Raw genomic sequence first — 8,205 nt, 5'->3', positions numbered from 1 at the left:
AACGCAGCGTGGGGGCACCTCCCGTGCCCGAAGGGCTACGGGGGAGGGCGTGCCAGGCGTCGCGGGCCAGGAGGGACTTTCGAAACACGCCCTAGTGGAGGGGGCCGATCAGCCAGTTCCCCGGCGCGTCCATGTTGCCGCTCAGATAGAACTCGGTGATGGCCTGCCGGAATTCCTCGTGGCTGATCTCTCCGTTGCCGTCCCGGTCGAGCCGCTTGAACGCGTCCTTGGAATGCTTGGGCGGAACCCCGAGGGCGTCGTACATGCGCACGTACTCGTCGTGGCTCAGCACCCCGTCGCCGTTGGTGTCCAGCGCGCGCATCAGGGCGTCCGCGATCGCCAGGACGGCCCCTTCGAAGTGCTCGGGGGCCGTGACGTTGGCTTCCATGACGGTGAGGAACTCCGGTCGGGAGATCTTCCCGTCCCCGTCGGCGTCGCCGTGGGCGAGCAGCAGCCGCCACCACTTCTCGAAGGCGTCGCGCATGGCGGAGGCGTTCGCGTGGTCGTCCTCGGTGGCGAGGGCGGCGAACAGGTCGCCCATCGCCTGGAGGTCGTCATGCGTCAGCTGGCCGTCGTTTCCCTGGTCGAACCAGTCGAAGAGCATGTTGAATTTCTGACTTTTCACGGCGTTCGGCACGCGTGGACTCCCTTTCCTTTTGGTGGCACGGATTGCCCCGTTGGAATCAAGAGGCACATTAAGCAGATGATGAGTTGTGAGGCAATCAGCTTCCCATGCAGTCATGCGTTCGGAGGACTGGCGCGAGAAAGGCGTCGGATAAACGGGTGAAAGGAGGGGAGGGGAGGATTATTCGCGGCGCTCCGCGTTCGGGCGGCCCCGCGGTCCGGCTCCGCCGGGATGCCCCCGGCGATCACGCGACGGGGGCCGGACCCAGGGTCCGTGGCCCCCCTTCGGGACGGGGTCGGACGGTGTCGGGAGAGGGGCGGCGATGAGGCCGGCGCACCCCTCGTCACCGAGCCCGTGCGATCAAGTCGACCGATCCCATTGAGCCACCAACTCCCTTGCCCTACTCTCTCGTTCACCGAACGGCCGATCCGGCCGCGAGTGCACCGCCAGGAGCCCGGCGGCCCCCGCGTGGGGCCCGACGACAAGGGAGATCCATCATGGTCAAGCACTACCTCAAGTACGCCTTCAGTACGCTCACCGCCGCGATGTTCGCCAGCATGGTCTGACGCTCGGCCCCGGCCTGGACCGGGAACTCGGATTCCCGGTCCAGGAACCAGGAGGCGTACGTGTTCGGCACGGCTTTCAGACAACTGCGGTACAGCACCGCGATCCTGCGCAACCGCCGGATCCGCCCGGCGGACCTCGAACGGATCGCCCGCGATCTGATCGAGACCCTGGCGGAGTTCGGCGAACCGGGGGAGGACTCGGTCCTGCTGCCCGGACAGTCCGGCGCGGTCGACCCCGCCGTACGCCGCACCGTCACCACGCGCAGCCTGCGGGCCACCGCCCGCGCGGCCGCCCGCTCCACCCCGTACTACCGACAGGTCTTCGAGAGTCTGGCCCTCGCCCCGGACACGCTCACCCCCGAGACCTGGCGGCAGGTGCCCGTCACCCCCAAGTCCGCCCTGCGCGGCCTGCCCGCCGCCTTCGTCTCCGCCGCGTCGGCCCCCTCGCTGATGGCGCTCACCACGGGCACCAGCGGCACCCCGACCACCGTCTGGTACTCACGGGCCGAGGTGGAGATCATGGTCGCCCTGAGCACCGTCTCCGCCGTCCTCGGCATGGGACTGCGGCCCCGGCACGCCGTGGCCTACGCCGGCTGCTCCCGGGCGACCCTGCCGCTGCTCAACGTGGTGGAGTCGGTGACCCGCATCGGTGCGGCGTTCGTCCAACTCGGCACCGTGGAACCGGCGGTGGCGCTCGACCGGCTCGCGACTCCGCTCGGGCTGCGCGGCAAGGCCCCGCAGATCACCCACCTCACCGTCTCGGCGTCCTATCTGTCCGCCCTGGTCGAAGAGGCGGAGCAATATGGCTGGCAGGCAGGCGACTTCGGCCTGGAATCGGTCGGCGTCGGCGGGGAGGTGCTCTCCGAACCGCTGCGCAGACGGGCGGAGGAGGTCTTCGGCGCCCGGGTCACGAGCTCGTACATGATGACCGAGACGGTGCCGTCCGGCGGCACCCCCTGCGACGCCGGACATCTGCACCACACCACCGAGTTCGGGCACTTGGAGGTGCTCGACCCCGAGACGTACGAACCCACCCCGCCCGGCGAGGTGGGCGTCATCGTCCAGACGCCGTACGTCCCCTACCGGGAGTGCACCCTGCTGCTCCGCTACGACACCGGCGACCTGGTCCGGCTGCCCGAGACTCCGCCGGAGTGCGCACTCGCCCACATGCCCGCGACCTCGCCCATCCTCGGCCGCTGGTCCGGCCCGGTCAGTCGGACGGTGACCACCCGGTCGCTGCTCGACCTGCTGGAAGCAGAGCGGGAGGTGCCGCTGCCCGCCCGCTACGCCCTGGAGGAACGGCCCGGCGGACCCCCGCTGTTGCACGTCCTGACCCGCCGCGGCTCCGCTGCCGGTTCCCCCGGGAAGGCCGGTCTGCTCGGGAGGCTGGAGGACCGGGCCACCGCCGCCGGTCTGGCGCTGGGCGCCGTCGTACTCCACGACGACCCGGCCGGGCTGCCGCCCGTCAACCCGGTCCGTGCCGACCTGCGCGAGCACACCTTCGAACCGGCCCGTCCGGCCGCCGCACCTCTCGGGAGCCCGGCATGAGCACCGCGGCCCTGCTCGTCCTCAACGGCCTCGTCCTCGCGGCCATGGCGGCGGGCGCCCTCTGCTTCGGGAAGACCCGGATGCCCCGCCCGCCGGTCGGACGGTACGAACTGCCGGACGTCGCCGTCATGTTCGCCGTGGTGGTGGCCGCCCCGCTGCTCTACTCGGTCCTGCCGCGCGCCGCCGTGGCGACCGTCTTCGGCCTGGTGCTCTGCGCGGCGCTGCAGTTCACCCTCGCCCCGCTCACCGGCGCCGGCCGGGCCTGGCTGATCGCGGTCACGGCGGTGGCGGCGGGCGCGGTCCTGACCCTCCTCGGCCGCTCGCTCGCCGTGATGGTGCTCACCGACGTGCTGCTCGTGGTGGCGGTGGCGGGAGTCGCGACCATGTGGGCGCAGAGCGGGATGCGGTCCGTCCACACGGCGTGGTTCGCGGGCGCGCTCGCCTGCTACGACCTGGTGGCCACCGGACTCACCTCGTTCATGGACCGGTTCGCCGCCCAGGTCACGGGGCTGCCGTTCGCCCCGCTGCTCGCGGTGACGCGCGGGGAGCCGCCGGTGGCACTGGGGTTGGGTGATCTGCTGCTCCTGGTGCTCTTCCCGCTGACGGCGACCAAGGCGTTCGGGCGGGCCGCCGGAATCCTCGCCGCCGCGGTCGGGCTCGCGGTCTCCGGCGCGGTCGGCGTGCTGTTCGCGGAGGGAGTGCTGACGGGTGCCTTCCCGCTCCTGACGGCGCTGGGGCCGCTGATCGTGCTCCAGCACCTGGTGTGGGCGCGGGTCCGGGGCGGCGAGCGCACCACCTCGGAATGGCGGGCGGGCCGCCCGGGGCCGACACCGCCCGCCGGCTCCCTGGACCCCGACCCCGTGATCCTCCGGGCCCTTGACGCGTCCGGTGCGGCGGATCCCGCGCGGGGCGAGTGGCTGGCCGTCGCAGACGGTCGGGTGGTCGGCGCCGGGCCGTCCGCGGGCCTGGCCCGGCGGGACGCCCGGCTGCGCGGCTGCGCGACCGTTCCCGTGGTCCGGCGGGCGTAGGGACTTACCGGCGGGCCGGGGCGGACAGGCCGGGCTGACATGGCGCCCGACGGGCGTGGGGCGTATGGGGGGTCCTATGTTCCGGGAGGCGGGACCGGGGCGCCCCGGTGGTCGAGCCACTGGCCGAGGAGGGGGAGGAGTTCCTCCTCGGCCGGGGTGCCGTCGCCGTTCAATTCGCGGTAGACGGCACCGATGTTGAGGATCAGCCGCTCGGGGTCGGCGAGGTCCGTGAAGCCGGTCAGGTCCGTCTCCCGGGCGGCTCGCAGGACGGGCAGGCCGGCCCGGTGGGCGCGGGTGGCATGGTCGCGTACCCGTTCCAGGTAGGAGCGGAAGCGGCGGACCTCCGCTGGGCCCGAGACGGGGCCGTGTCCGGGGACGACCGTCGTCACGCCGTCCAGGCCGAGGACGCGTTCGCAGGCCGCGATCCAGTTGCCGATCGGGCCGCTGTGGATCACGGGATGGCCGCCGACGAACAGCAGGTCACCGGTGAACAGCACACCGGCGTCCGGGACATGGACCAGGACGTCGCCCCGGGTGTGGGCGGCCGGGACCTCGATCAGCCGGACCGTCCGCCGCCCCACGGTCAGTTCCAGCTCACCGCTGAAGGTGCGGTTCGGCAGGGTCGGGGTGATGCCGCCGAAGTCGAAGGTCTTCCGCAGGTCGTCGACGAAACGAGGAAGCCGTAAGTCGCCCGGATCGGCGAGCAGTTCGTACAGACGGTCGTCGCGCATGGCGGTCGCGGCGGCTTCGGAGGCGACGATCGAGGCGTCCGGGAGCAGCTGGTTGCCCCACCAGTGGTCGCCGTCGCTGTGGGTGTTGACCAGCGTGGTGACGGTGACGCCGGGCAGGGCCCGGGCCACGGCGTCGAGCATGGCCCGGGTCGACGGGACGGTGAACAGGGTGTCCACGAGCAGCGCTTCGTCACCCGAGACGATCAGCCCGGCGTTGCTCAGGCCGAGCGAGCCGTCCGGCTGGAGGTAGGCGTAGGTGTCCGTCGCGATCTCGTGCAGGCCGAAGGTGTAGGGCACGACCATCACTTGACTCCTCGTGAGGGTGTACGTGTGGGTACGCGGACTTCAGGTGTCCAGGTGTACTCCAGTACCATGAAGTATTCAAGTACACTCGCGAGGTGACCTCGACGACACCGCGCGGCGGGCCGGACCGCCGCGAACAGCGCCGTATCGCGACCCGGGAACGCCTGTTGACGGCGGCGCTCGAACTGTTCGCCACCCAGGGGTACGCGGGCACCACGTACGACCACATCGCCGCGCGCGCGGACGTGGGGCGGCAGACGGCCTTCAACCACTTTCGCCGGAAAGAGGACTTCGTCGCCGCCTGGATCCAGCGGCGACACGCGCTGATGGACCAGCGGGCGGCGGCGGACACGGCCGCCGGACGGCCCGCCGGGGCGGCCCTCGCGGACGTACTGCGGGAGCTCTCGGATCTGATGGCCGAGGAGTACGCGCTGGCCAAGGGGCTGTTCGACGGTGGAGTGCTCCAGGCCGTCTTCGGCTCCGGGACCGGGACACCGCACGCGATCCTGGCCACCGTCGAACGGGGCCGGGAGGCCGGCGAGATCCGCCGGGACGCCGACGCCGAGGTCGTCGCCGATCTGATCGCCGACGCGTATGTGACCGCGGTGGGCCGCTGGCTGGCCGCCGACGGCGACCACTCGCTCACGGACACCCTGCTCGCCCGGCTGGACGTCCTCGCGGCCGGTTTCGCGGCCTGACTCCGGGCGTACCGTCCCCGGTTCCGGGCGTATCGCTCCCGGTTCCGGGCGTATCGCTCCCGGTTCCGGGGGAACACCGGACTGCACGGCGTGCGGGGCGACACTCGTGGCGACCCGCATGGTGACGTGCGGAGGCGGTGCGCGTGAGAACGTAACCGAGGGTGCGTGAGAACGTACCCGAGGACGTGCATGAGGACGCGTGGGAGGGCGCGCGCGAAGCGGCGGAGGCGAGGCTTCCTGTTCGTCACCCGCTTCGCGCCGCCCGATCGGCCTGCGGCTAGTTTGTGCGCAGAACAGGTACGCGGGCCCGTGGCGGCAGAGGTGCACGGGGGACGGGAGGTCGGGAAGAGTGTCGCTGCGCGCAGGTGACCCAGCCGAGATCGGCGGCTATCCGCTGGAGGCACGGCTCGGTTCGGGTGGCATGGGTACGGTCTTCCTGGCCCGTACGAGTTCGGGGCGGTCCGTCGCGATCAAACTCATCCACCAGCACTTCGCGGGGGACGACGAGTTCCGCATCCGGTTCCGTCAGGAGGTGGCGGCGGCGCGGCGGGTGAGCGGCGCGTTCACCGCCGCCGTGGTCGACGCGGCACCCGAGGCCGAGCAGCCCTGGATGGCGACGACCTACATCGAGGGACTCACGCTCGCCGAGCGCATCACCGCACAGGGTCCGCTGGACGGGGCGGAGTTGCGCAGGCTCGCCATCGGTCTCGCGGAGGCGCTGCGCGACATCCACCGGGTGGGCGTCGTCCACCGCGACCTGAAGCCCTCGAACGTCGTGCTCTCGCCCGAGGGGCCGCGCGTCATCGACTTCGGGATCTCGCGCGCCGTGGACCAGGAGACGCTGACGATGACCGGGCGGGTCATCGGTACGCCGCCCTTCATGTCGCCCGAGCAGCTGAAGGCGCCGCGCGGCGTGGGGCCGCGGTCCGACGTCTTCTCGCTGGGAACGCTGCTGGTGTACGCGGCGACCGGCCGAGGGCCCTTCGACGCGGACAGCCCGTACATGACGGCGTACCAAGTGGTGCACGAGGAGCCCTCGCTCGGTGCCGTGCCGGGGCCCCTGCGCACGGTCGTCGAGTCCTGCCTGGACAAGGAGCCCGAGGGGCGCCCCACTGCCGACGCGCTCCTCGTGCTGCTGCGGGATCTGCCGTCCGACCTCGGCGGGAGCACGGCGCGGGGGAACGGGGAGGGAGCCGGCCACCCCACCCGTGACGTGGTCACCCAGCATTACGTCGCCACTCCGGATACCCCGGCCGCACCGGATACTCCGGCCACTCCGGTCGCTTCGGCCTCCTCGGTCACCCCGGTCCCGGCCGTCGTGACACCGGACGCGCCGGACGGCTCCGGCGTGGTGGGCTCGGGCATCCCCGCGGGCGCTCCTGCCGGCATTCCCACCGGGCGCCGTCCGCGCCGCCGGTGGCGTCCCGTGCTCGCCGCCGCGGTCGCGGTGGCGGCGATCGGCGGCGGGGTCGCCGCGCTGCGGGCCGGTGGCCTCGGGGCGGACGGCGGTGTGCGGGACGGCGGCAAGGGCGCCGGTGTCGCGGCGCGCGGCCCCGCGCTGCCGGAGGGCTTCCGGGCGTGGCGGACGACCGTACGGGGAGGCCGCGCGGACATCCCCGACGAGCTGCGCTGCGTCACCCACGGCGACGCGCTGTTCTGCGGGGGCGGCGGGGTCGTCGCCACCCGGGTCCGGGTCGGGGACGGTTCGCGGACGTGGACGGTGAAGAGTCCGGGCGTCCCCGTCCAGGGCATGCACCTGGCGGGTGCCACCGACGACACCGTGGTCGGCTACCGCTTCGCCGACCAGGACGCCCCGGGCGGTCCGCCGATCGAGGTGGTGGCCCTCGACGCCGGCAGCGGCCGGGAGCTGTGGTCCGTACCGTCCGGCGCCCAGTCGCTGGCCGTCACCGGCCGCAACCTCGACGCCCTGGTGACCGGCTCCCTCGTCCTGACGGTCGACGCCGCCAACTCCCGCCTGGAGGCCCGGAACGCGCACAGCGGCGAGGTCGCCTGGACGACGCCGTTCCCCGTAGGTACGCAGTGCGCCCCCGTCCCCGTGGGCCCGCGGCTCTACGCGATGTGCGCGACGAACGCGGAGCTGGACGCGCTGGAGGTGCGGCACTCCACCCTGTACGAGATCGACCGCGCCTCGGGGAAGCTCGGCGAGGCCGTCACGGTCGACGGTCACGCCGTGCCGATGGGCGTCACCGACGGCAGGCTCGTCCTGCTCCAGGAACGCAGGGAGGGGCCGGCGTTCGCGGGGTACGACGGGGTGGCCCGGTTCGATCCGGCCTCGGGGAAGGTCGCGTACTCCCGTCTGGCCAAGACGTACGCCGGGACGCCCGGCATGGCGGGCGACACCGTCTACGTCAGCGGGCAGACCGGTCTCGTCACCGCGCTCGACCCCGCGACCGGCCGGCGGAAGTGGTCGCGGCAGACCGGTGTGGAGGGCGCGTCGGGTCCCGTCGCGGGAGCGGACGCGGTGTACTTCAGCTCGGCCACCGGCCGGGTGGTCGCGCTGTCGCCCCACGACGGCACGCCCCTGTGGAGCACGGACCCGCAGGCCGACGGCTTCACGGGCGAGCAGGGCGCGAGCCCGCGCGTGACCGTGGTGGGCCGCGCGCTGGTGGTGGCCGCGGCCAAGAACACCCTCTTCGCCTTCGACACGCACAAGCCGCCGACATCGGACTGACCCGGTCCCCGGTG

Annotated in this window: 7 protein-coding genes; 4 read left to right on the top strand and 3 right to left on the bottom strand. The window is 72.7% G+C overall.

All coding sequences use genetic code 11. From position 1 onward, the window contains the following. Positions 1–91: 91 nt before the first annotated feature. Together ABZ990_RS20910 and ABZ990_RS20905 are read right to left on the bottom strand one after the other, a co-directional pair. Positions 92–604, bottom strand: a complete 513-nt coding sequence (locus ABZ990_RS20910) for an EF-hand domain-containing protein (protein ID WP_361233429.1) — start codon at positions 602–604, stop codon at positions 92–94. Between the two features lie 529 nt (positions 605–1,133). Beyond that, positions 1,134–1,262, bottom strand: coding sequence for a hypothetical protein (locus ABZ990_RS20905; RefSeq protein ID WP_361233427.1), 129 nt, complete (start codon positions 1,260–1,262; stop codon positions 1,134–1,136). Between ABZ990_RS20905 and ABZ990_RS20900 the strand changes: the two genes are divergently transcribed. After that, on the top strand, positions 1,252–2,739 hold the full coding sequence (locus ABZ990_RS20900; protein WP_361233424.1) for an AMP-binding protein: 1,488 nt from the start codon (positions 1,252–1,254) through the stop codon (positions 2,737–2,739). The two genes, ABZ990_RS20905 and ABZ990_RS20900, sit on opposite strands and share 11 nt — an antisense overlap. Beyond that, on the top strand, positions 2,736–3,767 hold the full coding sequence (locus ABZ990_RS20895) for a hypothetical protein (RefSeq protein WP_361233422.1): 1,032 nt from the start codon (positions 2,736–2,738) through the stop codon (positions 3,765–3,767). The genes ABZ990_RS20900 and ABZ990_RS20895 overlap by 4 nt, the downstream gene beginning before the upstream one ends. Before the next feature lie 74 nt (positions 3,768–3,841). On the opposite strand, the gene ABZ990_RS20890 is transcribed toward ABZ990_RS20895, so the two are convergent. Then, positions 3,842–4,801, bottom strand: a complete 960-nt coding sequence (locus ABZ990_RS20890) for an MBL fold metallo-hydrolase (protein ID WP_361233420.1) — start codon at positions 4,799–4,801, stop codon at positions 3,842–3,844. 95 nt (positions 4,802–4,896) lie between these two features. On the opposite strand from ABZ990_RS20890, the gene ABZ990_RS20885 reads away from it, so the two are divergent. Then, positions 4,897–5,499, top strand: a complete 603-nt coding sequence (locus ABZ990_RS20885; protein ID WP_361233418.1) for a TetR/AcrR family transcriptional regulator — start codon at positions 4,897–4,899, stop codon at positions 5,497–5,499. 349 nt (positions 5,500–5,848) lie between these two features. Beyond that, on the top strand, positions 5,849–8,191 hold the full coding sequence (locus ABZ990_RS20880) for a serine/threonine-protein kinase (protein WP_361233415.1): 2,343 nt from the start codon (positions 5,849–5,851) through the stop codon (positions 8,189–8,191). Positions 8,192–8,205: the final 14 nt, after the last annotated feature.

It is taken from the genome of Streptomyces sp. NPDC046203 (genome assembly GCF_040646255.1).
In the GTDB taxonomy this organism is placed as follows: Bacteria; Actinomycetota; Actinomycetes; order Streptomycetales; family Streptomycetaceae; genus Streptomyces.
The sequence above is the reverse complement of the archived record's forward strand: the minus strand, read 5'-3'. Positions and strand labels throughout refer to the sequence as shown.

Bases quoted from the DNA above. Each gene is read 5' to 3' on its own strand.
- ABZ990_RS20910 (WP_361233429.1), bottom strand. From the start codon at position 604: ATGCTCTTCGACTGGTTCGACCAGGGAAACGACGGCCAGCTGACGCAT.
- ABZ990_RS20895 (WP_361233422.1), top strand. From the start codon at position 2,736: ATGAGCACCGCGGCCCTGCTCGTCCTCAACGGCCTCGTCCTCGCGGCC.
- ABZ990_RS20890 (WP_361233420.1), bottom strand. From the start codon at position 4,801: ATGGTCGTGCCCTACACCTTCGGCCTGCACGAGATCGCGACGGACACC.